This window comes from Salipiger thiooxidans, assembly GCF_900102075.1.
In the GTDB taxonomy this organism is placed as follows: domain Bacteria; phylum Pseudomonadota; class Alphaproteobacteria; order Rhodobacterales; family Rhodobacteraceae; genus Salipiger; species Salipiger thiooxidans.
Map to the genome: position 1 here is coordinate 115,170 of NZ_FNAV01000015.1, position 24,473 is coordinate 139,642.

Sequence of the window (24,473 nt, forward strand, 5' to 3'; positions counted from 1 at the left end):
ATCGAACGTCCGTTAGATCTTCGAAACGGGCGGTGAAATTTTCACTTGACGGAGAAAGAAATGGCTGAACCAGAGACGAATCGAATGGCGACACGCCGGCCTTCGGTTGCACAGGCATTGGATGGTTTGTTTGATCCCCGCACCATCGCGGTGGTCGGGGCGTCGCGCACCAAGGGCAAGCTCGGGCAGGCCGTGCTGGCGCTGCTGAAGAGCAACGGCTATCGCGGCAAGATCATCCCGGTGAACCCGTCGGGCGGCGAGATCGAGGGGCTTGCGGCTGTGCGCAGTCTGGATGAGATCGACGGCCCGATCGACGTGGTCGTTCTGGCAACCCCGGTCGGTGTCGCTCTGGATGCGCTGGAAAGCTGCGCCCGGCTCGATGTCAAGGCCGTGGTCGGGGTGACCTCGGGATTTTCGGAGGCCGGCGAAGACGGGCGCAGCAACGAGATGCGGCTGCGCCGGATCATGCAGGACGCGCCCTTTCGTCTGGTCGGGCCGAACTGCGAAGGCGTGGTGCGCCCCGCAACGGACCTGCAACTGACTTTCAGCCCGATGTTCAACGGTCTCAGGCCCGGCCCGGTCGCGATGATTTCCCAGTCCGGCGCGCTTGCGGGCCTTATGGCATTGCGTCTGGGCGAACGCGGCGTGGGGATCAATGCCATCGTCTCCAGCGGCAACGAAACCGATCTGACCGCGGCGGATCTGCTTGAATATCTGGGCAACGACCCTGAGACCCGCGTGGTGCTGTGCTACGTCGAGGAACTGCGCGACGGGCGACGGTTCGCCGAGGTGGCCCGGCGACTGACGCAGGACGGAAAGCATGTCGTTGCGGTCAAGGGCGGGCGAAGCCGCGCCGGATCGCGCGCGGTCCAGTCGCATACCGGCGCGATGGCCGGGGACGACCGGGTGATCAGCGCGGTGTTTCGTGAAACCGGGGTTATCCGCGCGCGGGAATCCGTGGCCGCCGTCGATGCCGTCACGGCCCTCGCTGCGGGGCGGCGGCCTGCCGGCAACCGGGTCGGCATCATCTCTGTCACCGGCGGGCTCGGCGTCGAGATGACCGACCTTGCCGAAAGCGCCGGGTTCGAGGTGCCGGTCCTGGACGAGGCGACGCAGACCGCGCTGTCGCACTATGTGCCGTTCTACGGCTCGGTGTCGAATCCGGTCGATCTGACCGGCGTCGTTCTGGCGAATCCCACCTATGTGGGCCGCTGCCTGAAGGCCGTCGCAGCTGATCCGGGCGTGGATATCGCCATCGCAATTATCACATTTGTGCCGGATCAGCAGTTCATCGAGGCGTTGGCCGAGGCGTTCGACAGCACCGGCAAGCCGATCCTGATCGTCTGGACCGGCGCGGCGCGCAGCAATGCCTCGGGCGAGGCGCTGCGCGAACGGGCTGTTCCGGTGTATGATTCGCCGGCGCGTGCGGCGTCGGGGCTTGCGGCGCTGGCGGCCATGACGGGAGAAGTGGCATGACCCCGAGGGAAACACTGGAAAACTGGCAGCGTGCCGGGCGCAAAGTGGTGCACGAGGCCGACGCGAAGGACCTGCTGCAACGCATCGGCATACCGGTGCCGAAACGCGACCCCACCGAGGGGCGCTGTGTCGCCAAGCTCTGTCACGACGACTATCCGCATAAATCCGATCATGGCCTTGTCCGTCTGGGTCTTGCGCCCGAAGAGGCGCAGCAGGCCGCGGCCGAAATGGCGCAACGGTTTGCGGGCGGCACCCCGCTGATCGAGGAAATGGAAGAGGGGTCGGTGGCCGAATGGATCATCGGCTGCAAACGCGACGACACCTTTGGCCCGATCGTTCTGGCCGGTCCAGGCGGCATTCTGGTGGAACTGATCGACGCGGCCGAAATCCGGCTTGCGCCCGCGGGGCCGCAAACCGCCGAGACGATGGTGGATTCGGGCCCCGGTGCCAGGTTGCTGGCGGGGCTGCGCGGCGCGGAACCCGCCGACAAGGGGGCGCTGGCGGACCTGATTTCACGCATATCTGTTTTCTTCGCCGAAAACGCCGATCTGATCTCGGAAATTGAAATCAACCCTGTGATGGTTCGGGCGGACGGGAAAGGATTGGCCGCTGCCGACGCCTTGATCGTGTTGTCACCCAACGCGGATGAACAGGAGAGTTTAACGTGATACGTCACCCTTTCGGAGAGTTGTCACTGGGCCAGACCGGCGTTTCGAGCGGGCGGACGATGACGGAAACCGACGTCGTCAATTTCTGCATGCTCACCGGGAACTGGCTTGAGCTGCATTCCAACATCGAGCATGCCAAGGAGGCGATCTACGGCCAGCGCCTTGTTCAGGGCAGCCTCGTGTTTTCCATCGTCAACGCGATGATTCCCTTCGACAGCTCCGTGCTCGCTGCCTTCTACGGCTGCGACAGGCTGCGCTTTCTGCGCCCGACCTTCATCAACGACACCCTCTGGGCCCGCGTGGAAATCGTCAATCTCAAGGACCATGACGAAAAGCACGGTGTCGTGACCAGCAAGCTGGAAGGCATCAACCAGCGTGACGAAACGGTGATGCGCTGCGAGTTCAGCCTGCTGATCCGCAAGACCCGCCTCGATCGTCCCGGAGAACCGCCCAAAGTCAGGGCCGCGCACGACGCCACGCAAGGAGAGAGCGCATGAACTTTCTGACACCCGAACAGGAAATGTGGCGCGCGACCGTCGAGCGTTTCATCGATGAAGAGATCGGTCGCGACTACATCCGCAAATGCGACCTCGATCGCGAATACCCCTATGAGGCCTACGAAAAGGTTGCCAAGCAGGGCTGGCTGGGCATCCTGTTTTCCGAGGAAAGCGGCGGGCTGGGCGGCGACATCATGGATTACGCCCTGATGTGCGAGGGGCTGGCGAAATACGGTTTCGACTTTTCCACCGGCCTGATGGTCGCCACCTTCACCGCGATGAACATCGAGAAATTCGGCACGCCCGAACAGAAAGAGCGCTACATCCGGCCGTTCCTCGATGGCGACATCCGCTTCTCGATCTCGATTTCCGAGCCCGGCGCCGGGTCGGACGCGGCTTCGACCAAGACCCGCGCGCGGCGCGACGGCAACGGCTGGGTGGTCAAGGGGCAAAAGCTCTGGTGCTCGGGCGCAAAGGCCGACAATGCGATCCTTGCCATGCTGACCCGCACCGATCCCGATGCCCCCAAGCACAAGGGCCTGTCGGTGTTCCTGATCCCCAACGACACCGAAGGGCTGGACATCCGCAAGCTGCCGACCCTGGCACGGCGCGCAACAGGCACCACCGAGATTTTCGTCGATGACGTGAAACTGCCCGCCGATGCCCTGCTGGGCACCGAAAACGAAGGCTGGAAAATCATCACCGATCACCTGGAACTGGAACGTGTCGCCGTGGCCGCCGCCTATGTCGGCAACGCCCAGACAGCGGTGGACGATGCCCTGCGCTACGCCCATGAGCGGATTCAGTTCGACAAGCCGATCTTTGACTTTCAGGTGATCCGCCACATGCTGGCCGACATGCAGACCCAGGTCGACGCCGCGCGGCTGCTGGTCTATCGCGCCGCCAGCCTGGCCGCGGCCAAGACGCCCTGCACGCGCGAAGTGTCGATGGCAAAGCTCTTTGCCTCCGAGACCCTGCAAACCGTCACGCGCAACGGCATGCAGATCCTCGGCGGCCATTCCATGCTGCCCGAGGCGGATATGGAACGCTATTTCCGCGAAGGAATGCAAAGCACCATCGGTGGCGGGACCTCGCAGATTCAGCGCACGCTGATCGCCAAGACCATGCGCCCGAACTGACATCGGGGCCGCTTGGGGACACGACCGCACAACAAAGGGAAAGAGCATATGAAGAACGGACGCGATCCGGTGATCGTCGGCCTTGCCGACGCGCCAATCGAGGACGGGAAATTTGTCACGAAGGCTTCGGTTCTGGGCCATGCCGCCCTGGTGGCAAAGGCCGCCGTCGAAGAAGCCGGCCTGACGCTGGACGATGTGGACGGTCTTCTGACCGCCGGCATGTGGGGCGTACCGGGGCCGGGGCAGCTTGCGACGGTGACGCTGGGCGAATATCTCGGCATCATGCCAACCTATGTCGACGGCACCAATATCGGCGGCTCGGCGTTTGAGGCGCATGTCGCCCATGCCGCGATGGCGCTGCGCGAGGGCTATTGCGAGGTGGCGCTGATCGTCTACAGCTCCGACCAGAAATCCTTGCGCAGCCGCAATCTGGGGGGGCGCCCCTCGGTCCTGTCGATGCAGCATGAAACACCCTATGGGATGCCGACGCCGGTGGGTGGCTACGCGATGGCGGCGCAGCGCCACATGCACGAATACGGCACCACCTCCGAGAACCTGGCCGAGATCGCCGTCGCCACCCGGAAATGGGCGCAGCTGAACCCCGCCGCGACGCGGCGCGATCCGCTGTCCGTCGACGACGTCCTGTCCAGCACGATGATCTCGGAACCGCTGCACCTGCTTGATTGCTGCCTTGTCACCGACGGCGCGGGCGCCATCGTGATGACCACCGCCGAACGCGCCAAGGACCTCAAGACCAAACCCGTCGCGGTCAAGGGCTATGGCGAGGCACACACCCATTGGGCCATCGGAGAGATGCCCGATCTCGCCCGCCTGCTGCCGGCGCAAAAGGCTGGCGAAACCGCGATGAAAATGGCCGGCGTAAGCCATTCCGACATCGACGTGGTCGAGGTCTATGACAGTTTCACCATCACCGTCCTGCTGACGCTGGAGGCGCTGGGTTTCTGCAAGATCGGCGAAGGCGGCGATTTTGTCTCTGGCCAACGCACGGCGCCGGGCGGCGCCTTTCCGATGAACACCAATGGCGGCGGCCTGTCGGCGCTGCATCCGGGCATGTACGGGATGTTCCTGCTGATCGAGGCCACCCGCCAGTTGCGGGGCGTCTGCGGCGACCGGCAGGTCGCGGGTGCCGAGACCGCGCTGGTGCATGGCACGGGGGGCACGCTGTCCTCTGGCGCGACCGTGATTTTGCAGAAGGACTGAGCCGATGAGCACTGACAAACCGCTTCCGGTGATCGACCACGACAGCGCCCCCTATTGGCAGGCCGCACACGAGGGCCGTCTTGACATCCCGCTGTGCGGCGATTGCGGCAAGCATCACTTCTATCCGCGGGCGATCTGCCCGCATTGCCATTCCGACAACCTGAAATTCGACACGGTCAGCGGGCGTGGCGAGGTGCATACCTTCACCATCGCCCGCCGCCCGGCAGGCCCGGCCTTTGCCGACGACGTTCCCTATGTCGTCGCGTTGATCGAACTGGAAGAAGGCCCGCGGATGATGAGCCGGATCCAGACCGACGACCCGGAGAAAGTGCATATCGGGGCCGAGGTCGAAGTGACCTTCGTGAAAGCCACCGACGAGATCACCTTTCCCTATTTCAGGATGACCTGAGACAGCGGGCACAGGTCCGCGCAACCAATCGTAAAAGGGCCGCCGCAGAATACCTGCGGCGGCCCTTCTTTGTGAAAAGGCGCAGGCGTCACCCGGAACTGAGGGTCTTTCGCTCTCCGCGAAGAAAACGCCATGCAATGAGACCGGTCAATGCCAGCCCGCCGATAATATCGGCCATCGGCGCGGCATAGAACAGCAGCGCGGCCGCCGCCAGAAACAAGCCCCGGCCGATAAAGGACAGCGTTCCCCGAAGGTAACCGCTGAACCCGACACTGACAGCAAAAACCGCGGCGCTTGCCACGCCAACGTCCAGAATGACCTGACCGGTGCCGCCCTGTGCCAGGATCCCCGGCCGGAACACAAACAGGAACGGCACCACATAGACCGCCCCGGCCAGCGACAGCGCCCGACCCGCCACTTTCCAGAAATTGGCCCCGGCCAACGCGGCGGCGGCGTAGACGCTGGCGCAGACCGGCGGCGTGATGGCTGACAGGATCGCGTAGTAGAAGACGAACAGATGCGCCGTCAGTTCCGGCAGGCCAAGCCGCACGAGGCTGGGCGCGGCAACCGCTGCCGCCAGAACATAAGAGGCCGTGGTCGGCACATCCATGCCCAGCACGATCGACAGCACAGCCGCCAGCAGCAGGGCGACGATCAGGCCCTGATCGGACACCGAAAACAGCAGATTCGAGATTTTCACCCCCGCGCCCGTCGCTGTCAGAACCTTGACGACGATCGCGGCACAGGCCAGCAGCGCGGCGATCATCACCAGCGCGCGACCGGCCTCGACCATCCCCTCGTAAACGTCGCGGGCCAGCCCGGTCCAACATGCCTTCAGCCCCTGCCCCCTTGTGGCGCGGCCAAAGGGGCGCACGGCCGCACAGGCCAAGATCAAAACGATGATCGACGCGGCACCGGCAAAGCTTGGCGTGTAACCCTGGAACAGAAAGTAAACCACTGTCGCGATAGGAAGAAACAGCGGGATCGCCTTGTCGGGCGCCAGAAAATCCGCCGGTTTCGGCATTTCGTTTTTCGGCGTGGGCTGAAGGCCCGCGCGGCGCGCATAAAGGTCCACCCCGAGCCATATCGCGAGGTAGTAGAGAAACGCAGGACCGACCGCTGCCACGGCGATCTGGGTGTAGGGAATGTTCAGGAACTCGGCCATGATGAACGCCCCCGCCCCCATCACCGGCGGCGTCAGCTGACCGGCGGAAGACGCAACCGCCTCGACCGCCCCGGCAAAGGCCGGCGGATAGCGCAGCCGCTTCATCGTGGGGATGGTGATCGAACCCGTCGCCATCACATTGGCCACCGCCGATCCGGTCACTGTCCCGAACATCGCCGAGGACAGGGCGCAGACCTTGGCGGGGCCGCCAAACGTGCGTCCGGCGATCCAGGTGGCCATTTTCATGAACACGTCGGTTGCCCCCGTGGACAGCAGCAACGCCCCCAGAAGCACATAGATCGTGATGACCCGCGCGCCTACATCGGCAAGATAGCCGAACATGCCGGTGGTCGAACTGTAGAAGGTCTCGACTGCCGTGCGGGCCGAAACACGCGGCGGGCGCCAGCCCCCGTCAATCAGATCGTACCCGAAGTAGTAATAAAGAACGGTGATCAGTGCCAGCAGGGGCAGGAACCAGCCGATCACCCGGCGGGCCGCTTCAAGCGTCAGCAGAACGGCCAGCAACCCGGCGGCCCGAGCGTGATGTCGATGGCCCGTTCCAGGCGGTTTCGACCGCCCGTCCGCGACGCGCGCGCGGCGTACAGGAAAAAGGCACCGCCCAGACCGAAGCCGATAAAGATCGGTCGTTGAACCAGCGGTTCGAACTGTCCGAACAGGGCATTGTAGAAATGCAGCGCGACGAATGCCGCAAACAACGCGCCGAGCGCCTGCGCGCCGCGCCGTTCCCAGAGCGAAGCTTCGGTCGATGAGTGTTTCATGTTTCCTCCCGAGACGGCGGGGCGCATGTGGCGCCCCGCTGGGCCGGTCCGTTCGACCGGCGGTACGACCGCGCAGCGCGTATTCAGTTGCCGACGGCTTCTTTCCAGTATCGCGCCGCGCCCGGATGATAGGCGATACCGGCCTCCATCGTGGCGACGGCATCGGCGGCGATGTCGTACTCTGCCAGTTGCGGCCAGGCCTCGACCAGAAGGTCCATGTTCTGGTGGATGCTGCGGGCGATGTCATAGGCGGTCTCGTCGTCCATGACGCCGGTGCGGGTCAGGAAGAAGACATTGAGCTTGGGCACCCGCATCGCCTCGGACCCCGCAATAAGCCCGGCGGGAAGGGTTGTGAAACCGACGCCTTCCATGGCTTGCCTCGCCGCTTTCTCCTGCTCTTCGGAGAAGCCGATCAACCGCATCCTGGTGCTTGTCATCAGCTCTTGCAGGGTCGCATCGACAGAGTTTGCGGCACCGTATTTGCTGTAGCCGATGATCTGGCGGTTCTTGATACCTTCCACCGCGTCCCCGACGGCGCCGTGCACGAGGTCTGCGTTGATGTCGAACATCGACAGCACGTTGGTGGTCAGGGTCTCGGCGGCCGATCCCCGGATGCCGGGATTGAATTTCTTGCCATCCAGATCGTCAAGCGAGGTCACGCCCGATTCCTCGGTTGCGGCAATCAACAGCACCGATGCGCTGTAGGGATAAAGCGCAACCGTATCGGCAATGGCGTTGCCCTCGAACTTGCCGGTTCCGTTGCGGGCCGAGATCAGGATGTCGGTGGTGGCAAGACCCAGATCAATTTCTTCCCGCGCGAGGCGCAGGACATTGTCCACGCTGGCGCCGGTCTCGATCACGTTGACGGTGGCATCTTCCAGACCGGTCTCGATCGCCTTGCTCATCGCGACCGAGATCGTGAAATGGCTGGACGTCGGGCTTGTGGTCCCCATCGTGAGATCCTTGGCCGAAACCGACCCGCCCACAAGAATGGCACTCAGGACGACCGCGGCACCGATGGTCCCCCGGCTTCCGTTTGTTATGAGTTTGAACATGTCTTCCTCCCAGTCGTTGTTCAAAATTGTCGGCCCCCGCGCGTCAGGCGCGCAAGGTTCCGGTCTTGTCGATCCGCGCACGCAGGACAGTCAGTTCCTCCTCTGTTGGCGGCGGGGTCTGTGGCACGTCTCCGCTGATCCCAAGATCGAACCCGGTGTGACGCTGAACCTCCTTGGCGGTATTGCCGGCATGGACCGATTTCAGCCGCATCCGCAGCGTCTCCGGGTCGAAATCCATGACCGCGCGGGGCGTCACCACGAACCGCGGCCCTTCCTTGGTCAAGCCGGCGGCGCGCTTCGCCTCGGGGCCGGAAAGATGCCCCGGTATGGTGATGAAATCCGCTTTCTCGACAAAATTTCGCGCCGTATGAACGGTGGGGCAGATGTAGAACCGCGTCGACGTGTGGCAGTAGGACAGGTTGGCCGCGCCCGGTCCGCGCATCCTGGGCGCGTGCAGCGTGCCACCGACGTGATGCAGGTTGATGTTACCGAAGGCGTCGTGCTGCAACCCGCTGTGAAAGAAGAAATCCAGCCCGTGATGGCTGTGGCCGAACAGCTCGATGAACGTCTCGGCGGCCTCGCAGCGGCCCAGGGCGCGGTCGTCGAGCATCGAGGGATAGAGCCGTCCCGGCTCGGGGTTGAAAAACATCTCCCCGCCGACTGTCAGGTTGGGTGCGTGCAGTTCGCGCGCCAGGGCGATCGCCGCCATCGGCACCAGGGCCGCAGCACCCGCGGCGCCCAGTTCGCCATCGGCCAGGTCGCGGGCCAGCACGACGACCATTTGCTCAAGGGGGGAAATCGCCGCGCTCATTCCTGCCGGGCCTCCGCTTCGAGCCGGGCGAAATAGTCCGCGCCCCCGACCGCATTGATATAGTCTTCCTGGGTCGTCGGGCCTGTCACATGGCGCGCGATGTAGGCATCCAGACCCGCGCGGTCGCCGGCCCGGGCGGCATCGCCCAGATCGGCGTAGGCGTCGATATGATCCTCGTCCATTGCGTAATGGGGGAAGCTCGCGGTGGGATGCGCGCCGTAAGGCACCGCGACCACGGCATCCACATAGTGCGATGGCACGCTGACCCGCGATGGATCGTCAAGGATCACCTCGTCCGGCACGATCCTGTCCACGCTGGCAATGACCATGTCCGAGGCGCGCGCCATCAGCTGATCGGCATAGACCATCGTGCTGAGATGGCGCAGGTTCCCCCAGCGGTCGGCCTCTTGCGCGTGCAGAAACGTGACGCGGGGCCGGATGGGGCCGACGGCGTGGATGCGGCGACCCGAAAAGGGACAGTCGATTTCGCGGAGAAGCGGGTTGTGCTTCAGCACGTCCGACCCGCGCAGCGCGTCGATCGGCTGGAACGGAACACCATGGGCCGAGGCCATAAGCCCCCCCACCACGGTCAGCGCATCCAGCGCATGGGCCGTCACCTGCCCTGACTCGACCGCGCTTCGGAAATTGGGGCAGAGACGGTTTTCCAGCGTGACGCCGGGAATGAACACCTGTTCGACCGCTTCCGCCGCGATCATCAGATCGACGTCATAGCCGGCGCCGGGAGATGAATAGACATGCAGGTCCTTTGCGCCCGCAGCCAGCAGCGCGCGCACCAATGCGACCGGCCGGCCCTGCTTGAACAGACCGCCAAGGCAAAGTTCCGGTCGTTCCAGCAAAGCGCTCCGGGCCAGACGCGCTGCGTCGTGCAGCGCCGTGACCTTGCTGCGCCGCGTGGGTTTCGTGTGGCCTTGCATGGTGTGGATCGTCGCTCCGATGCTTCTGTTTCCCCGGCGGACCGCCGGGGGATTTGCGCAGAGCAACTGTACTGGAACGGACACGATCCGGCACTTTCCGGCGTGTGACAGCCATGATCGAACACATATGTGCGATTGGCCGCTCCGGGTGCGGGATCAGGACATCAGAGCAGCCCCGCCGCGACACCGCCAGCGACAATGAGAGCAATAAGGAGGATGCTGGCCAGACCGAACAGTCCGTTCCAGCGCAACCCGATGGTCAGGGGCCGTTCCCCCACGATGGAAGACGCATAAACGACGGCTGTGATGGCGGGCCCCATGCAAATGATGCTGCTCCAGCCTCCAGCCAGCGCAAGGCCCAGAGCAAGCGGCGACAACCCATCCACGCCGATGCGGTTGACCACTTCCGCCAGCAGCACCACCGAGATCATCGGATGCACCCCCAGCAGCCCGGTCAGGAATACCGTCATAATCAACAGCACAACGGTCAGCACAGGCCGCGTTGCGATCCAGCCAAGATGGTCGGCAATCCATTCGACCGGAACGACCTCCAGCGCGACGAGGCCGATGAACCCCGCCGACGCGATAACGCTCATTTCGGTCGCGAATCCCGGTGCCTGCGTCACGAACCGGCGCGACATGTCCGGAATGCTGCCGATGCCCTTTCGCAGACCCAGCCAGAGAAGCGCGTAAACCGGCACGATGGCGATCAGGACGGTCTGGAAACTGTATTCCGTCGCCCTGTCCAGTGCCACCACAGCGCCCCCGAGAATAAGGATATGACCGGCAACGATCACGACCGACCAATGCGCCCAGCCCGGCAAGTCCCCGGTCAGGGCCGCGACCCGACCGCGCGCCGACGGCGGGCGCCACCATTCCACCGTGTCGAACAGCCACCCGACAAGGAAAAGCACCCCGGCCAGCGCGATTCCGAAAGGCGCCAGATGCGCCCATTCAAGATCCGGAATCGTGAGAATCATCAGATTCAGGGCGACGCCGAACGGCGTCCAGAACGCGATCGAGGAAAACCCCCGCATACAGGCGCTTACCATCCTGCGCTTGCGGGCCTCGTACACCACATCGTCCATTTCATGGCGATGGGCCTCCAAGCCTTTCATGATGACCTCAAGCATCACGCCCAGCCCGCCGAGGTTCAGAAGCACGCCGAACAGGTGGCCCCCCGCACCCAGAGAGGCGTAGCGGCGGGTCGGCGGCTGCAACGTCAGGAACTCTCCGGCAACCTCTACAACCGGGTCCTGCGTGGCCGCGATGCGCAAGAAGGCGACAGCCGTAAGCAGCGCTGACAGGAAAACGACACGCCCCGCCGCCTCGGCGAAAATGCGCGCTTCGATACCATCGGCCAGCGCCAGACCGGCAATCGCGAACGAAAAGAAAAGCAGCACCCATCCGACGCGGGCAATGTTGCGGAACGCGATCACGAGATAGATGCCGAAAAACGGTACGATCGCAGCCGATACACCGCTGCCGGGAAAGACACCCTGCGCGATACCACCGCCAAGACAGATCATCAGACAGACAGCGGCAACCGGGTTGCGCACGGCGGACCGTTTCAGAACATCAATGGCCGACATCTGCACCCGCTTTTCCAAAGCCATATGGCCTCTCTGCAAGGCCGCGCCAGATCCGGCCGCGCCCGACACGCCGGGCGGGCAGCGCTGTCGTCAGTTCCTGCCTCATCCCGTGCGGCGCGCAACGCGCCCCTGTCGCCGGCGCGGGACCGGCGAGAGCAACCGCCCGATAGCCCCGGTAGCGGGTCTTTGCGAAAAGAACGTCTGACGGATACGGTGTGGTACAATGCCTTGGCGAATTCGCGCCCTTGCCTTCCAGTCCATTCACGCCGAGACCTCCAGCCGCGCTCGCCCTTCTTGTCGCAGCTTTTCTGACACGCCCGGCGCCCGATCTCAAAGGGATTCAAATGAGGGATTCAAATGAGGGTTTGCACGCAGGCTGCCTCATCCCGGTGGCGATCACAACGCGATAGCCCAGTTCAACACATATGTGCAAACAGGTGGCCACCCGAATTGATAGCACCTCCCGACATGAGGCAAAGTACAGTACCAGAGAGGATCAGAACATGACCAATGATTTCACCCGCCGTCTGACGGGGTTCATCGCCGCGCGGCATCGGCTGGACGCGGCAAATGCCGAGGAGGCCGCGCTTTGCGTGGAGGATACGGTGGCTGTCATCTATGGCGGATGGCACGAGCCGGTGGTCCGCCGGCTGGCGGCACTTGACGGGGACGAAGCGGCGACACCCGCGGGCACGGTCGGACAGGGCGGGGTCGAACGGGCCGGGTTCCTTAATGCCGTCGCCGGTCATGCGCTGGATTTCGACGATGTTCACACGCTCAGCGTCACGCATCCCAGTGTGGTCTTCGTGCCGGCGCTGATGGCGATGGCCGACGCGCGGCCCGAGACCGCCGACCGCATTGCCCCCGCGCTTGCGGTGGGAGCGGCCGTCAATGTCGCGCTGGGACAGGTTCTGGGCTTTGGCCACTACGACAAGGGCTGGCACGCCACATCGACGATCGGGGCAGTGGCCGCCGCGGCGGCGGTCGCGCATCAGCTCGACCTTGACGAAGACGCCATCGGTAACGCCCTGTCGCTGGCCGCGTCGCTGGCGGGCGGATTGCAGATAAATTTCGGGGCGATGGCCAAGCCGATCCAGGCCGGCAACGCCGCCCTTGTCGGACTGCGCGCCGCCCGTATGGCCGAGGCCGGCATTACCGGCGCCCCCGATATCTTTGCGCCGCGCGGTTTTTTCGATCTTTATGCCGGCCCGGACGGGCTTGCGGGCGATCCCGCCGGGGTGGAGCCAAGGATCGATCTGGGCAGCGTGTCGCGCAAGCTTTATCCCTGCTGCTATCTCACGCACAGGATGATCGCCGCGGGGCGGCACCTTTACGCCCAACGCGGCGGAGACGCGGTGCCCGAGGGCTCGGTGATCGAAATGACGGCGCCCAAGGGCGCTATGGTGCCCCTGCATGTCATGGATCCCAAGGATGGAATGGAAGCCAAGTTCTGCGCCGCCTATACCTTGTCGGCGGCCCTGCACCAGGGCCGGGTCGGGCTTGCGGATTTCGAGGACGACAGCCCTCACCGCCCCGAGATCCGCCGTCTCATGGACATGGTAACCATCGAAACCGAACCGGACGCGGGGCAGGATCGCGTCGGTGTGGACCATGGGGCGGTCCATGTCCGCCTGCGTCACGGAAACGAAACCCTGGCCGAAACGTCGGTCGCGGCGCATCCCGGTTCGCCCTCGGACCCGGCGAGCCCTGCCGAGATCGGCGACAAGATTGCCGATTGTCTTGACAAATACCGCAGGGACGGGGGCACGCCGCCTGCTGTCGCGGTTTTCCGTCAGGATCTGCGCACACGGCTGCATCTGCCGCCGCTGCGCGATTCGACCGCCCCCGCCGGCAAGCCGGAACACGGCAGCTCCGCCGCCAACCATGCACCGTCAGAAAGGACCGCCTGATGGAATCGATGATCCATGACATGGCCGAGCGGTTGTTCCGCGACCACATCGGCCACGGCCTGCGCGAGGGCGCCGCTGCCGGGCAATGCCCCGAGGCGCTCTGGACGCGGATCGAGGAGGCCGGGTTGCCCATGGCGCTGGTGCCCGAAGAGGCCGGCGGTTTCGGCGTGCCCGCCGCCGAGGCGCTGGGGCTGGTGCGCATCGCCGGGGCGCATGGCCTGCCGCTGCCACTGGCCGAAACCCTGATCGCGAACGCGGTGCTGGCGCGCGCGGGGCTCACGCTGCCCGGCGGCAGACTGACCATCGCCGAGGGTGCTGCGCTGCGGCTGGACCGGCGCGGGGCTGCCATCCATGCAAGCGGGCCGCTGACATTGGTGCCTTTTGCCCGCTGGGCGGACCGGATCGTGACCATCGCCGCGCTGGACGGCGTCGATCATGTTCTGTCCCTGCCGGTCAAGGATCTGACAGTCACCCCGGCGCAGGATCTCGCCGGGATGCCGCGCGACGATGCCGGGGTCGACCTTGCGCTGACCGATGCCGATGCCGCCCCCCTGCCGCGGTCGCTTGGCGGAATGCGCGGGCTGGGGGCGCTTGCCCGCAGTCTGGCCACCGCCGGCGCGATGGAGACCATCCTGTCGATGACTGTCGAATATGCCAACGACCGGGTCCAGTTCGGACGGCCGATCGGCAAGTTTCAGGCGATCCAACACTACCTCGCGACGATGGCCGGAGAAACCGCCGCGTCGCGCGCCGCCGCCGAAATGGCGGCCGACAGCTACGATACACCCGCCTTTGCGCTGACCGTTGCCGCCGCCAAGAGCCGCTCCGGGGAAGCCGCGGAAACAGTCGGTGCGCTGGCCCATCAGGTTCACGGGGCCATCGGCTATACCCAGGAACACGCGCTGCACCATTTCACCAAACGGATCTGGAGCTGGCGCGACGAGTTCGGCACCGAGCTGGACTGGACAAGGGAGCTGGGGCGGGCCGCCCTGTCGAGCCCCCGCGACACGTTCTGGCATTTCATCACCGACAGCACTGCACAAGGCATCCCGGCATGACCCTTACCGCATTTCCCCCGCCCCCGCCCGGCGCCGATTACGACGATCTGCGCCAAGAGGTCCGCGCGTTTCTGGCCGAGGAACTGGCCGGTTTCCCGCCCGAAAAGCGCGCGGAATCGTGGAACGGGTTCAGTCGCGCGTTTTCGCGCAAGCTGGCGCAGCGCGGCTGGGTCGGCATGACGTTCCCCAGGGAATACGGCGGGCACGCGCGCAGCGCGCTGGAACGGTATGTCGTGTCCGAAGAACTGCTGGCCGCCGGCGCGCCGGTGATCTCGCACTGGATCGCCGATCGTCAGAGCGGCCCGCTCATTCTGGCCAAGGGAACCGAGGAACAGAAACGCGCGATCGTGCCGCGCATCGCCGCGGGCGAGCTGTGTTTCTGCATCGGGATGAGCGAGCCCGATTCCGGCTCGGACCTTGCTGCAACGCGCACCGTCGCCACCGAGGTCGAAGGCGGTTTCCGTGTCAACGGCACCAAGGTCTGGACGACCTATGCGCATGTGGCCGACTACATGATCCTGTTCTGCCGAACCGGCAAGAGCGACGACCGCCACGGCGGGATGAGCCAGTTCCTCATTGATCTCAAGGCCACCGAAAACATCCAGATCAGCCCGATCATCGACCTGGGCGGCGAACATCATTTCAACCAGGTCATCTTCGACGACACGTTCCTGCCATCCGACGCGCTGCTGGGCGAAAAGGGCGAGGGCTGGTCGCAGGTCATGAGCGAACTGGCCTTCGAACGCAGCGGGCCGGAACGGTTCCTGTCGTCCTTCGCCCTGATCGAGGAACTGATCCGGGTGCTGCGCCAGGACGCCACCGAGGCCCAGCAGGCCGAGATCGGCCGCCTGTCCGCGCATCTGATGGTGCTGCGGCAAATGTCGCGCTCGGTGGCCGGCATGCTGAACGAGGGCAAAAACCCCGCGCTTCAGGCCGCCATCGTCAAGGATCTCGGCGCGCTCTATGAACAGGATATCCCGCGTCTGGCGCGCAGCCTCGTATCCCGCCCGGCGGTGCCCGGAGGGCGCGACAGCTATGCGGCGGTGCTGGCTTATACCGAACTTGCGGTGCCGTCTTTCTCGCTTCGGGGGGGCACCCGCGAGATTCTGCGCGGCATCATCGCACGCGGACTGGGCTTGCGGTGACGGGGGCGACCTGCAGGATCGGCGCGCGCCTAATTCAGGGCCGTTCCGGTCCCGCCCGGACGATAGCCTAGCGCCAGCGAAAGCTGTTCGGCGCTCGCTTTGGCCGCTGTCACGCACAGTTTCCGGTTCCGGGCGGCGCGTTCCAGGGGCGCGCCGATCACCAGCGCCCCTGCCAGGTTCCCATCGGCGCGAAACACGGGCACACCGAAGCCCGCGGCATCGACATGCGCCGTGCCGACCGTTCTGGCGTACCCGGTTTTGCGGATTTCCGATATCATGCGCCGCAATGCGTTTTCGTCGGTGATCGAATTGCCGGTAAGCGGCGTCAGTTCGGTCCGCGCGAAATACGCGTCAAGCTCGTCGGGGGTGTCGTAGGCCAGCATGACAAGCCCCGATGCCGAACAGAACAGGGGCCGGTCGGCCCCCGTCTGGGCAACGTACCGCACCGGCTGCGGGCTTTCGATGACCGACGAATAGACGACGCGATCACCATCGCGAACCGCAAAAAGAACCGTCTCGCCGGTCTGTTTCACAAGGTCGCTCATCACCCCGCGCAGGACCGACGCGAACGGGTGCTTTGTCAGAATGGTCTGCGCGAACTGGAAAATTCTCGGGCCGAGAAAATACGCGTCGTTCTCGCGCATCAGGTAACCCTTTTCGGTGAGAGGGCGCAGCAGCACCAGCAAACTGCTCTTGGGGCAATCCAACGCGCTGCTGAGCTCGGACAGGGACATGCGCCGGTCGCTTTGCGCCACCACATCGAAAAGCGCCAGGATGCGGTTCAGCGATCGCGGCCCTTCCGACGTGCGCCCGGCAGGTTCGATTCCGTCAGATTGCGCGGTTGTCATGGTCATCGTCTCCAGTTTCGCGATGCGACCGGGTATTGGCAAAACCGAAGCGGCAGTCCAGCCATATTCGGACCGGACCGGGCCCTCCACAGCGCGTCTGAAACGGGTCTATGCCTCTCCCGGCTCCTTGTCCGTCGTGCGTGCCTTGATCATCCGCAGGGGTGTGTATTCCAGCACCTGCTCGCCAGTTTGCTTGAAGATCTTGTTCCGGGTCCGGACCAGGCCGCGGTTCGGCCGGCTTTTCGAGCGGCGCGATTCCGTCACCTCGACTTCGCAATGGATCGTGTCGCCCGCGAACGTGGGTCCCAGAACCTTGAGTTCCATTTCCAGAAAGGCAAAGCCCGTGTGCTGCATCGTGGACTGTGTCAGCAGACCCTCCATGAGGGTGTAGACCAGCGCGCCGGGGGCGGCAAAGCCCGCGATGTTGGATTCCTTTTCGCGAAACTCGCTGTTGATGAACAACACCTCAAGCATGCCGGTGACGCTGACGAAATTCGTGATGTCTGTTTCGGTCACGGTGCGACCGATGGTCCGGAACCTGCGCCCCACCGGCAAATCTTCGTAACAAAATCCAAGGCCCACAGTTTCCATGCCGTTCGTTCCCTCGTTAGGTCCAGTCTTCTGCGAAGGCTCGGCCGCGCCGGCCCCACAACCGGGAGATTTCCCGTTCTCGGCAGGGTAGAGTGCAAGCGCCAGACCAATCAATCGAAGCGACCGTTTTTGCGGGTCCGGGATGAATCAAGCACATTCATGATGAATTCGGCCTGTCGGTCGGTTTCGCCGTTCTCAACGCGACATTGCACATATGTGCTTTTGCACAACCGCCGGCGGTTAGCGTTTGGTCGGGCGCGGCCGCCAACCTACGGTCTGCCAACAATCGTTCGGCATCCACAATCGCAAGGAGGTACTCTGGCATGAATTTCGGCTTTTCCGAGGAGCAGGATACCATACGCGAAACCCTGGCCCGGATGCTTGGTGATCACGCGACCCTGGAGGTCGCGCACACCCGGCTCGACAGCGGAGAAGGGTTCGATACGGCCACCTGGTCCGCACTGGCCGAAGGCGGCTGGCTTGGCCTTGCCATGTCGGAAGCACATGGCGGCTCGGGGATGGGTGCGGTGGAACTGGCCATCCTCGCCGAGGAGGTCGGGCGCTGTATGGCCGCCGTACCTTGCCTCCCGGTCCTGTGCATGGCGGTTCCGGCGCTTCAGTCCGCCGGGACGGAAGACCAGCGCAGATCGCTTCTGCCCGGCATCGCCGAGGGCCGCACGATCATCGCCATGGCGCTTGCCGAGGGCGGGGGTCTGGCACCGGACACCGTATCGGCAAAAGTGGCGCAGGGCCGTCTTTCGGGACAAAAATCGCCGGTCACCTTTGGCGCCGAGGCGACCCACGCACTTGTCGCCGCAACCGATGAAGAGGACACGCCGCGTCTTTATCTTGCGGATCTCACCGCGTCGGGTGTGACGACCAGTGCGCTTGACCCGATCGACCGCACACGCCCGACGGCCGAGATCGTCTTCGACAACGCGCCGGTCGAATTGCTGCCCGGCTCGGATCCCGCGGCGATCTATCGCCTTCTGAGCGGCGCCGCGGTGCTGGCCGCCTTCGAACAGATCGGCCTTGCCGGGCGCGCCCTTGCCCTGACCACCGCCTATGCCGGCGAGCGGCACGCTTTCGGGCGTCCGATCGGCGGCTTTCAGGCGGTCAAGCATCGGCTCGCCGACATGTTCGCCAAGATCGAGCTGGCGCGGTCCAACGCCTTCTTCGGTGCCTGGGCGCTGGCGAGCGGCGACAGTCGACTGCCCGAAGCCGCCGCCGTCGCGCGCCTGTCGGCGCTTGATGCGGTGCAATTCGTCACCGAGGAATCGATCCAGCTGCACGGCGGTATCGGGTTCACATGGGCCGCCGACCCGCATCTGTTTCTGCGGCGTGGCTGGCAGTTGAAGGCAGAACTTGGCCCGGCCGTTCTGTGGCGCGAACGGCTGATTGACAATCTGGCCGACGCCCCATGGGCCGCAAGCTGACAGGGAAATCAGACACATGGATTTTAGCGACAGCCCCGAAGAAGCCACCTTTCGCGCGAAAGCGCGGGACTGGCTGAATGCCAACGCAACCCTGCGGGACGGCAGCGAGAAAGCTCAGGATCACTTTATGGCCCGCGACGCCGACGAGGTCGCGCGGGCGCGCGACTGGCAGGCCCGCAAGGCCAAAGCGGGCTGGGCCGGACTGACCTGGCCGCGCGCCTTTGGCGGACGCGACGCGACTCCGATCGAACAGGTGATCTGGAACCAGGAGGAAGGGCGCTATGCCGTGCCGCCCAACGTCTTCCTGATCGGCATCGGGCTGGTCGGGCCCACGGTCATGATCCACGGCACGCAGAGCCAGAAAACCGCGGTTCTGCCGCGCGCCCTGACCGGCGAGGATATCTGGTGTCAGTTGTTTTCCGAACCCGCTGCCGGATCCGATCTGGCAGGCATACGCACCCGTGCGCGGCGCGACGGCGACGACTGGGTGATTTCCGGCCAGAAGGTCTGGACCTCGGGCGCGCATTATTCCAGCCACGGCATCCTTCTGGCACGCACAGATCCGCAGGTGCCCAAGCACAAGGGTATGACGATGTTCCTCGTGGACATGTCCGATCCGGCCATCGAAACGCGTCCGATCCGCCAGATCTCGGGTGGTGCCAGCTTCAACGAGGTGTTCATCGACGACCTGCGCGTGCCCGACAGCGCCCGTCTGGGCGGCGAATCCGAAGGCTGGAAGGTGGCGCTGACGACGTTGATGAACGAACGGTTCAGCATCTCGGTCGGTCGCGCCAGCGGCGGGGCGCGCGCCGAGGAACTGATTGCCCTTGCCACCCGTGTCGAACGCAACGGGCGCCCGGCTATCCAGGACGGCGAAGTGCGCGCGCGCATCGCGGATTTCGTTGCACGGCAACGCGGGCTCGAATTTACCTCCTACCGGGTCATGACGTCTCTGTCGCGCGGCGACGCTCCGGGCGAGGAAGGCTCGATCGGAAAGCTGCTGCTGGGCAAGCTGCGCCAGGAAATGGGCGCCTTCGGGCTGGAACTGGCCGGGACCGCGGCGGGCGTGTCGGCGGGGGCTGACGACGACGCCGCGCGCTGGCGCAACGAATATCTTACGGCGCCGGGCAACCGCATCGCCGGCGGGTCCGACGAGATCCAGCGCACGATCATCGGCGAACGCATTCTCGGGCTGCCGCCGGAAATGCGCGTGGACAAGACCGTGCCATTTTCGGAACTCTAGGCTGACCGCCCGGCTGCGCCGAAAGAACCAACAAGGAGGAGAATACCATGAACTTCAGATGGACAAGCATCGCGGCTGCCGGGTGTCTGGCGATGGCCGCGCCGGTCGGCGCGCAAGACATCGAATTGCCCGACGTCATCGCCTGGTCGGCCTATGACACGGGATCGGCGGGCCACGCGCATTCGATCGCCATCGGCAACATGATGCGCAGCCGTTACGGCACGACGATCCGGGTGCTTCCGGGGCGCAACGACGTCTCGCGGATGACGCCTCTCAAGAATGGCACGGTGGATTACTGCCTGTGCGGCATCGCGTCCTACTTTGCCGGCGAAGGGGTGTTCCTGTTCGCCGCGCCGGAATGGGGCCCGCAGCCGATCCGCGCGGTGCTTCAGGCTGTCGGCGATTACGGTCTGGGTGTAGCCGTCGCGGCCGATGCCGGGATCGAGACGGTTGCCGATCTCAAGGGCAAACGGGTCGGCCGCGCCGTCAGCTCGCCCGCGATTGATGTCAATATGGAGGGTCTGCTGGCTTTTGCGGACCTGACATGGGATGACGTGGAGGCTGTCGAATTCTCGGGCTATGTGAATTCTCTCAAGGGCATTCTCGAAGATCGCGTGGATGCCGCCTTTGCGCTGACGACAACCACCGTGAACTATCAGATCGAATCCAGCCCCCGGGGTCTCAAGTGGCTCGAAACCCCGGCGGAGGATACCGAAGCCTGGGCCCGCTATACCGGGGTCACGCCCTTCGTAACGCCGCACATGGTGTCGGTGGGGCCGGCTATCGACCCCGCCTCACCGCTGCCGATGGCGCTGTACCCCTATCCGATCCTCGTCACCGAAGCCGCTCAGGACACCACCGAGGTGCGCAACATCGTGGCCGCGCTTGACGCCGGGTTCGACGATTTCAAGGATGCCGCGCCCGGCGCCAATGCCTACGAAATAGATCGCCAGATCCTGAACTGGGTGATGCCGTGGAGCGATGGAAGCGTCGCCTATTTCAAGGAAAAGGGTCTCTGGACAGCCGAGGCTCAGGAAAACCAGGACAGGCTGGTGGACCGGCAGAAGGTTCTGATCGACTCCTGGGAAAGCTTTGTCGACGGCGCCCCGGACGATGAGGAAGCGTTCGCCGAAAGCTGGATGAAGGTGCGCGCCGAAGCGCTGGAAAGCGCCGGTCACGAAGTCTTTTTCCGCTGACACGTCGCTGCGCGGCGCTTTTGTGGCGCCGCGTATAATCGGAAAGGCCGGCACAACACGGGGAATCAGGCATGTCACAGGAAATACAGGACGACGCGGCGCAGCCGGTGGGCATGGGCACCCTGCCCCCTTACCTTCGCTGGCTGCTTGCCGCATCGGCCATACTGTTGTCGACGGCGTCAATCAACCATCTCTTCAATCTCGGGTTCTTCATGAACGTCCGCCTGCTCGAGATTCACTACCTCTATGTGATGCTGCTGCTGACCTTGCCGCTTGTTTACCTGATCTTTCCGTGCAGCAGGACAAACCCGTACGGATCAACGCGATGGTGGGACTATTTTCTGGCTCTCCTGGCGCTGAGCACCTGCGCGTTCTTTGCCTATTACGGGCGCAGCGTCGTGAACAAGGGCTGGGATTTTTCGGCCCCCACCCATGCGGTGATTGCCAGCTTCGCGTTCTGGTTCCTGCTGCTGGTGGCGGCGCGGCGCACGGGGGGCTGGATGCTGTTCGGCGTCATCCTGGTGTTTTCCGTCTATCCGATGGTCGCCAATTATGCGCCGGGACCGATCCAGGGGTTCCAGCGCCCGCCGGTTGAAACGGCGATCTTCCACGCCATGAGCGGCGAAAGCGTTCTGGGTATCCCGATGCGCAGTTTCGTCAACCTTGTGGTCGGCTTCATGATCTTCGGGGTGGCGATGCAGCACACCGGCGCGGGGCCGTTCTTTATCGACATCGCCTTTGCCGCGCTCGGGCATGTCCGGGGTGGGCCCGCCAAGGTCGGCGTCCTGACCAGCGCGTTGACCGGCTCGATGAGCGGCAGCGTCATCACCAATGTGCTGACCACCGGGTCGATCACCATTCCGGCCATGAAAAAGGTGGGGTTCCGGCCCAGCTATGCCGCCGGGATCGAGGCCGCGGCCTCGACCGGGGCGGTGTTGATGCCCCCGATCATGGGGGCCACGGCGTTTGTCATGGCAAGCTTTCTGCTGACCGATTACGCCAACATCGTGGTTGCGGCGGTGCTGCCCTCGCTGCTGTATTTCTTCGGCCTGTTCGCCCAGATCGACGCCTATTCGGCGCGCCACGGGCTGAAAGGCGTGCCGCGCGCCGATCTTCCCAGGTTCGGAAAGGTCCTGCGCGAGGGCTGGTATTTTCTCGCCGTCTTCGGGCTGCTTATCTGGATGCTGCTTTATCTCAAGCGCGAGGCGATTGCCCCGTTCTATGCGACCGCGCTGCTGATCGGCCTGAACCAACTGATGTCGAAATCGCGCTGGGGGCGGCAGGAGCTGATGAACTTCCTGATCGCGACGGGTCGGCTGTTTGTCGAACTGGTGGCGATCCTCGCGGCGGTCGGGCTGATTGTCGGCGGGCTGGCGGTGACCGGCATGTCCGGCACGATTTCGAACGATCTGCTTTTCATTGCGGGCGGCAACACCTTCCTGCTGCTGCTTCTGGGGGCTTTGACCAGCTTCATCCTTGGGATGGGCATGACGGTAACGGCGGCCTATGTCATCCTTGCCGTGTCTTTGGCCCCGGCCCTGATCGCCGGCGGGCTTGACCCGATCGGCGTGCATCTGTTCATCCTCTACTGGAGCATGCTGAGCTACATCACCCCGCCCGTGGCGCTGGCGGCTTTCGCCGCGGCGGCGATCGCCCAGGCCCGGCCCTTCGCTGCGGCATTCGAAGCGATGAAGCTCGGCACCATCATCTATATCGTGCCGTTCTTCTTTGTGCTCGACCCCGCGTATACCTTGCAGGCGGGGCTGTTTGACAGTGCCTTCACGGTCCTGCGCGCGGGTGTCGGAGTCCTGCTGATCTGCGCCGGATTGCAAGGGTACCTGCTGGGTGTCGGCCGTATCGAACCCGGCCCCACGGGCGCGATTGCGCGGCTTCTGCTCGGGTTTGCCGGTCTGGCTTTCGCGCTGCCGTCGACCGCGATTCTGGCAATTCCGATCGCTGCGGCGGTGGGCGTCGGTGTCGCGGTGACGGCGCTGGCGGCGGTCATCGTGACGTTCTCGCGCAACCGAAAGGCCGCCTGAGATGAGCGCACAGGATGGCAAACCCGAGGTTCCCGCCCCGTTCAACACCCTGCTGGGCGTCCGTTTCATCTCTTGGTCCGAGAGCAACGCCGAGCTGCAACTGACAATCACCCACGACCACCTGAACGGCGCCTTCGCGGTGCATGGGGGGGTGTTCGCGACCATGCTGGACAACGCGGTCACGTTTTGCGCCGCCTTTGCGGGCGAAGGCCGCCCCGGTCATCGCTGCCTGACGCTCTCGCTCACCACGAGCTTCGTCGGCCCGGCGGTCGAGGGCGACGTGCTGACGGCACGCGCGCACATTGCCGGTGGCGGGCGCAAGCTGGTGTTCGTGCAGGGCGAGATCGTCAATCAGGACGGGCGCCGCCTGGCGCATGGCGATGCCGTAATCAAGCGGGTCACGCCGCCATCGGCCCAGCCCGAGCCGGGCGGCGACAACCGAGTTGCAACAACGCATGAAGTGAGGAGAAAGAAATGATCAACCCGATGTCATTGGAAAATCAGGTGGTTATCGTTACCGGCGCCGGTCAGGGTATTGGCCGCGGCGTGGCGCAACTGGCGGCCGAGCTGGGTGCCAGGGTCGTCGTGAACGATCTTAACGAAAACGGGGTCAAGGAAACCGCCGAAAAGATCGGTGGCAATGCCCGCGCCCTCGTCGGGAACGTGGCTGACCCGGACTTTCCCGAGAAACTGGTGAAATTCGCGCTTGACGAATTCGGGGACATCAACGGGCTGGTGAACAACGCCGGCATCGTGCGCGCCGCGATGATCCACAAGATGGACCGTGCCACATGGCAGCAGGTCATCGACGTCAACCTCACCGGCGTCTTCGCCTGCCTGCAGGCCGTGGGCAGCTATTACAGGGATCAGGCCCAGAAAGACCCGGACAGCGCGGCGCGCCGTGCCATCGTCAACGTTTCCTCCGACGCCGGCCGGCGCGGCACGATCGGACAGATCAATTATGGTGCCGCCAAATCCGGCGTGCTCGGCCTTACGATGAGCGCCGCGCGGGAATGGGGCCGTTACAGGATCAACGTCAACTCTGTGTGTTTCGGAATGGTCGAAACGCCGATGACCGAAACCATCCGCTCGGACAAGTTCGCCGACAAGTACATGGCACAGATCCCGATGGGCCGGATGAGCACCCCGGACGAAGTGGCGCAGCCGGTCTGTTTCCTGTTGTCAAACGCAGCTTCCTACATCACCGGCCAGCACCTGAGCGTGAATGGCGGGTTCCACATCGGATTCTGAGATGACAGG

At 64.4% G+C, this 24,473-nt stretch carries 23 protein-coding genes; 15 read left to right on the plus strand and 8 right to left on the minus strand.

Annotation, left to right across the window (positions count from 1 at the left end; all coding sequences use genetic code 11):
* Positions 1–60 precede the first annotated feature (60 nt).
* From BLQ77_RS20955 to BLQ77_RS20980, 6 genes are read left to right on the plus strand one after another with little or no spacing between them, the layout of a single operon-like run.
* Positions 61–1,476 carry an acetate--CoA ligase family protein gene (locus tag BLQ77_RS20955; RefSeq protein ID WP_242661804.1) on the plus strand — a complete coding sequence of 472 codons (1,416 nt, stop codon included), beginning with the start codon at positions 61–63 and terminating at the stop codon, positions 1,474–1,476.
* Positions 1,473–2,144, plus strand: a complete 672-nt coding sequence (locus BLQ77_RS20960) for an acetate--CoA ligase family protein (RefSeq protein WP_089962681.1) — start codon at positions 1,473–1,475, stop codon at positions 2,142–2,144. The genes BLQ77_RS20955 and BLQ77_RS20960 overlap by 4 nt, the downstream gene beginning before the upstream one ends.
* A 59-nt stretch (positions 2,145–2,203) precedes the next feature.
* Positions 2,204–2,641: a MaoC/PaaZ C-terminal domain-containing protein gene (locus tag BLQ77_RS20965; RefSeq protein ID WP_009504597.1), complete on the plus strand. Its 438-nt coding sequence runs from the start codon at positions 2,204–2,206 to the stop codon at positions 2,639–2,641.
* Positions 2,638–3,780 carry an acyl-CoA dehydrogenase family protein gene (locus BLQ77_RS20970; RefSeq protein WP_089962683.1) on the plus strand — a complete coding sequence of 381 codons (1,143 nt, stop codon included), beginning with the start codon at positions 2,638–2,640 and terminating at the stop codon, positions 3,778–3,780. Before BLQ77_RS20965 ends, BLQ77_RS20970 begins: the two co-directional genes overlap by 4 nt.
* A 48-nt stretch (positions 3,781–3,828) precedes the next feature.
* A complete protein-coding gene (locus tag BLQ77_RS20975; RefSeq protein ID WP_089962685.1) occupies positions 3,829–5,001 on the plus strand; it encodes an acetyl-CoA acetyltransferase in 1,173 nt (390 codons plus the stop codon).
* 4 nt (positions 5,002–5,005) lie between these two features.
* Complete coding sequence (locus tag BLQ77_RS20980) at positions 5,006–5,410, plus strand: Zn-ribbon domain-containing OB-fold protein (protein ID WP_089962687.1); 405 nt, start codon at positions 5,006–5,008, stop codon at positions 5,408–5,410.
* Positions 5,411–5,498: 88 nt separating this feature from the next.
* Here the strand turns inward: BLQ77_RS20980 and BLQ77_RS20985 are convergent, their stop codons facing one another.
* The 6 genes from BLQ77_RS20985 to BLQ77_RS21005 all read right to left on the minus strand — a co-directional run bounded on the left by BLQ77_RS20985 (position 5,499) and on the right by BLQ77_RS21005 (position 11,771).
* Positions 5,499–7,100 carry a TRAP transporter permease gene (locus BLQ77_RS20985; protein WP_242661805.1) on the minus strand — a complete coding sequence of 534 codons (1,602 nt, stop codon included), beginning with the start codon at positions 7,098–7,100 and terminating at the stop codon, positions 5,499–5,501.
* Positions 7,082–7,354, minus strand: a complete 273-nt coding sequence (locus BLQ77_RS29500; protein ID WP_242661806.1) for a hypothetical protein — start codon at positions 7,352–7,354, stop codon at positions 7,082–7,084. The genes BLQ77_RS20985 and BLQ77_RS29500 overlap by 19 nt, the downstream gene beginning before the upstream one ends.
* A gap of 83 nt (positions 7,355–7,437) precedes the next feature.
* Positions 7,438–8,490 (minus strand): TAXI family TRAP transporter solute-binding subunit, encoded by a 1,053-nt coding sequence (locus BLQ77_RS20990; RefSeq protein ID WP_242661807.1) that lies wholly within the window; start codon positions 8,488–8,490, stop codon positions 7,438–7,440.
* Positions 8,453–9,220 (minus strand): hypothetical protein, encoded by a 768-nt coding sequence (locus tag BLQ77_RS20995; protein ID WP_009504590.1) that lies wholly within the window; start codon positions 9,218–9,220, stop codon positions 8,453–8,455. The genes BLQ77_RS20990 and BLQ77_RS20995 overlap by 38 nt, the downstream gene beginning before the upstream one ends.
* A complete protein-coding gene (locus tag BLQ77_RS21000; RefSeq protein ID WP_009504589.1) occupies positions 9,217–10,155 on the minus strand; it encodes a CoA transferase subunit A in 939 nt (312 codons plus the stop codon). Before BLQ77_RS21000 ends, BLQ77_RS20995 begins: the two co-directional genes overlap by 4 nt.
* A 164-nt stretch (positions 10,156–10,319) precedes the next feature.
* Positions 10,320–11,771 (minus strand): hypothetical protein, encoded by a 1,452-nt coding sequence (locus BLQ77_RS21005; RefSeq protein WP_223870716.1) that lies wholly within the window; start codon positions 11,769–11,771, stop codon positions 10,320–10,322.
* Between the two features lie 479 nt (positions 11,772–12,250).
* On the opposite strand from BLQ77_RS21005, the gene BLQ77_RS21010 reads away from it, so the two are divergent.
* Genes BLQ77_RS21010 through BLQ77_RS21020 form a run of 3 tightly spaced genes read left to right on the plus strand, consistent with a single transcriptional unit; the run spans position 12,251 to position 15,860 of the window.
* Positions 12,251–13,657 carry an MmgE/PrpD family protein gene (locus BLQ77_RS21010; protein ID WP_089962688.1) on the plus strand — a complete coding sequence of 469 codons (1,407 nt, stop codon included), beginning with the start codon at positions 12,251–12,253 and terminating at the stop codon, positions 13,655–13,657.
* Positions 13,657–14,715 (plus strand): acyl-CoA dehydrogenase family protein, encoded by a 1,059-nt coding sequence (locus BLQ77_RS21015; protein ID WP_009504586.1) that lies wholly within the window; start codon positions 13,657–13,659, stop codon positions 14,713–14,715. Before BLQ77_RS21010 ends, BLQ77_RS21015 begins: the two co-directional genes overlap by 1 nt.
* Positions 14,712–15,860, plus strand: a complete 1,149-nt coding sequence (locus BLQ77_RS21020) for an acyl-CoA dehydrogenase family protein (RefSeq protein ID WP_009504585.1) — start codon at positions 14,712–14,714, stop codon at positions 15,858–15,860. The genes BLQ77_RS21015 and BLQ77_RS21020 overlap by 4 nt, the downstream gene beginning before the upstream one ends.
* 29 nt (positions 15,861–15,889) lie before the next feature.
* Here the strand turns inward: BLQ77_RS21020 and BLQ77_RS21025 are convergent, their stop codons facing one another.
* Together BLQ77_RS21025 and BLQ77_RS21030 are read right to left on the minus strand one after the other, a co-directional pair.
* Positions 15,890–16,714, minus strand: a complete 825-nt coding sequence (locus tag BLQ77_RS21025) for an IclR family transcriptional regulator (RefSeq protein ID WP_089962690.1) — start codon at positions 16,712–16,714, stop codon at positions 15,890–15,892.
* A gap of 102 nt (positions 16,715–16,816) precedes the next feature.
* A complete protein-coding gene (locus BLQ77_RS21030) occupies positions 16,817–17,299 on the minus strand; it encodes a MaoC family dehydratase (protein ID WP_009504583.1) in 483 nt (160 codons plus the stop codon).
* Positions 17,300–17,622: 323 nt separating this feature from the next.
* On the opposite strand from BLQ77_RS21030, the gene BLQ77_RS21035 reads away from it, so the two are divergent.
* The 6 genes from BLQ77_RS21035 to BLQ77_RS21060 all read left to right on the plus strand — a co-directional run bounded on the left by BLQ77_RS21035 (position 17,623) and on the right by BLQ77_RS21060 (position 24,464).
* The gene (locus BLQ77_RS21035) at positions 17,623–18,735 is read left to right on the plus strand and encodes an acyl-CoA dehydrogenase family protein (protein WP_089962692.1); all 1,113 of its coding nucleotides are present in this window, start codon (positions 17,623–17,625) and stop codon (positions 18,733–18,735) included.
* A gap of 16 nt (positions 18,736–18,751) precedes the next feature.
* A complete protein-coding gene (locus BLQ77_RS21040; protein ID WP_009504580.1) occupies positions 18,752–19,978 on the plus strand; it encodes an acyl-CoA dehydrogenase family protein in 1,227 nt (408 codons plus the stop codon).
* A 47-nt stretch (positions 19,979–20,025) separates the two neighbouring features.
* Positions 20,026–21,174: a TAXI family TRAP transporter solute-binding subunit gene (locus BLQ77_RS21045; protein WP_009504579.1), complete on the plus strand. Its 1,149-nt coding sequence runs from the start codon at positions 20,026–20,028 to the stop codon at positions 21,172–21,174.
* 71 nt (positions 21,175–21,245) lie between these two features.
* Entirely contained in the window at positions 21,246–23,213 is a 1,968-nt protein-coding gene (locus BLQ77_RS21050) for a TRAP transporter permease (RefSeq protein WP_009504578.1), read from the plus strand.
* A gap of 1 nt (position 23,214) precedes the next feature.
* Positions 23,215–23,691, plus strand: a complete 477-nt coding sequence (locus BLQ77_RS21055; protein WP_009504577.1) for a PaaI family thioesterase — start codon at positions 23,215–23,217, stop codon at positions 23,689–23,691.
* A complete protein-coding gene (locus tag BLQ77_RS21060) occupies positions 23,688–24,464 on the plus strand; it encodes an SDR family NAD(P)-dependent oxidoreductase (protein WP_009504576.1) in 777 nt (258 codons plus the stop codon). Before BLQ77_RS21055 ends, BLQ77_RS21060 begins: the two co-directional genes overlap by 4 nt.
* The last annotated feature ends 9 nt before the right edge of the window (positions 24,465–24,473 follow it).

Excerpts from the sequence above, each read along its gene's own strand:
- BLQ77_RS20955 (WP_242661804.1), top strand. The coding sequence starts at position 61 with ATGGCTGAACCAGAGACGAATCGAATGGCGACACGCCGGCCTTCGGTT.
- BLQ77_RS20960 (WP_089962681.1), top strand. The coding sequence starts at position 1,473 with ATGACCCCGAGGGAAACACTGGAAAACTGGCAGCGTGCCGGGCGCAAA.
- BLQ77_RS20965 (WP_009504597.1), top strand. The coding sequence starts at position 2,204 with ATGACGGAAACCGACGTCGTCAATTTCTGCATGCTCACCGGGAACTGG.
- BLQ77_RS20970 (WP_089962683.1), top strand. The coding sequence starts at position 2,638 with ATGAACTTTCTGACACCCGAACAGGAAATGTGGCGCGCGACCGTCGAG.
- BLQ77_RS20975 (WP_089962685.1), top strand. The coding sequence starts at position 3,829 with ATGAAGAACGGACGCGATCCGGTGATCGTCGGCCTTGCCGACGCGCCA.
- BLQ77_RS20980 (WP_089962687.1), top strand. The coding sequence starts at position 5,006 with ATGAGCACTGACAAACCGCTTCCGGTGATCGACCACGACAGCGCCCCC.
- BLQ77_RS29500 (WP_242661806.1), bottom strand. The coding sequence starts at position 7,354 with ATGAAACACTCATCGACCGAAGCTTCGCTCTGGGAACGGCGCGGCGCG.
- BLQ77_RS20995 (WP_009504590.1), bottom strand. The coding sequence starts at position 9,220 with ATGAGCGCGGCGATTTCCCCCCTTGAGCAAATGGTCGTCGTGCTGGCC.
- BLQ77_RS21000 (WP_009504589.1), bottom strand. The coding sequence starts at position 10,155 with ATGCAAGGCCACACGAAACCCACGCGGCGCAGCAAGGTCACGGCGCTG.
- BLQ77_RS21005 (WP_223870716.1), bottom strand. The coding sequence starts at position 11,771 with ATGGCTTTGGAAAAGCGGGTGCAGATGTCGGCCATTGATGTTCTGAAA.
- BLQ77_RS21010 (WP_089962688.1), top strand. The coding sequence starts at position 12,251 with ATGACCAATGATTTCACCCGCCGTCTGACGGGGTTCATCGCCGCGCGG.
- BLQ77_RS21015 (WP_009504586.1), top strand. The coding sequence starts at position 13,657 with ATGGAATCGATGATCCATGACATGGCCGAGCGGTTGTTCCGCGACCAC.
- BLQ77_RS21020 (WP_009504585.1), top strand. The coding sequence starts at position 14,712 with ATGACCCTTACCGCATTTCCCCCGCCCCCGCCCGGCGCCGATTACGAC.
- BLQ77_RS21025 (WP_089962690.1), bottom strand. The coding sequence starts at position 16,714 with ATGACCATGACAACCGCGCAATCTGACGGAATCGAACCTGCCGGGCGC.
- BLQ77_RS21030 (WP_009504583.1), bottom strand. The coding sequence starts at position 17,299 with ATGGAAACTGTGGGCCTTGGATTTTGTTACGAAGATTTGCCGGTGGGG.
- BLQ77_RS21035 (WP_089962692.1), top strand. The coding sequence starts at position 17,623 with ATGAATTTCGGCTTTTCCGAGGAGCAGGATACCATACGCGAAACCCTG.
- BLQ77_RS21040 (WP_009504580.1), top strand. The coding sequence starts at position 18,752 with ATGGATTTTAGCGACAGCCCCGAAGAAGCCACCTTTCGCGCGAAAGCG.
- BLQ77_RS21045 (WP_009504579.1), top strand. The coding sequence starts at position 20,026 with ATGAACTTCAGATGGACAAGCATCGCGGCTGCCGGGTGTCTGGCGATG.
- BLQ77_RS21050 (WP_009504578.1), top strand. The coding sequence starts at position 21,246 with ATGTCACAGGAAATACAGGACGACGCGGCGCAGCCGGTGGGCATGGGC.
- BLQ77_RS21055 (WP_009504577.1), top strand. The coding sequence starts at position 23,215 with ATGAGCGCACAGGATGGCAAACCCGAGGTTCCCGCCCCGTTCAACACC.
- BLQ77_RS21060 (WP_009504576.1), top strand. The coding sequence starts at position 23,688 with ATGATCAACCCGATGTCATTGGAAAATCAGGTGGTTATCGTTACCGGC.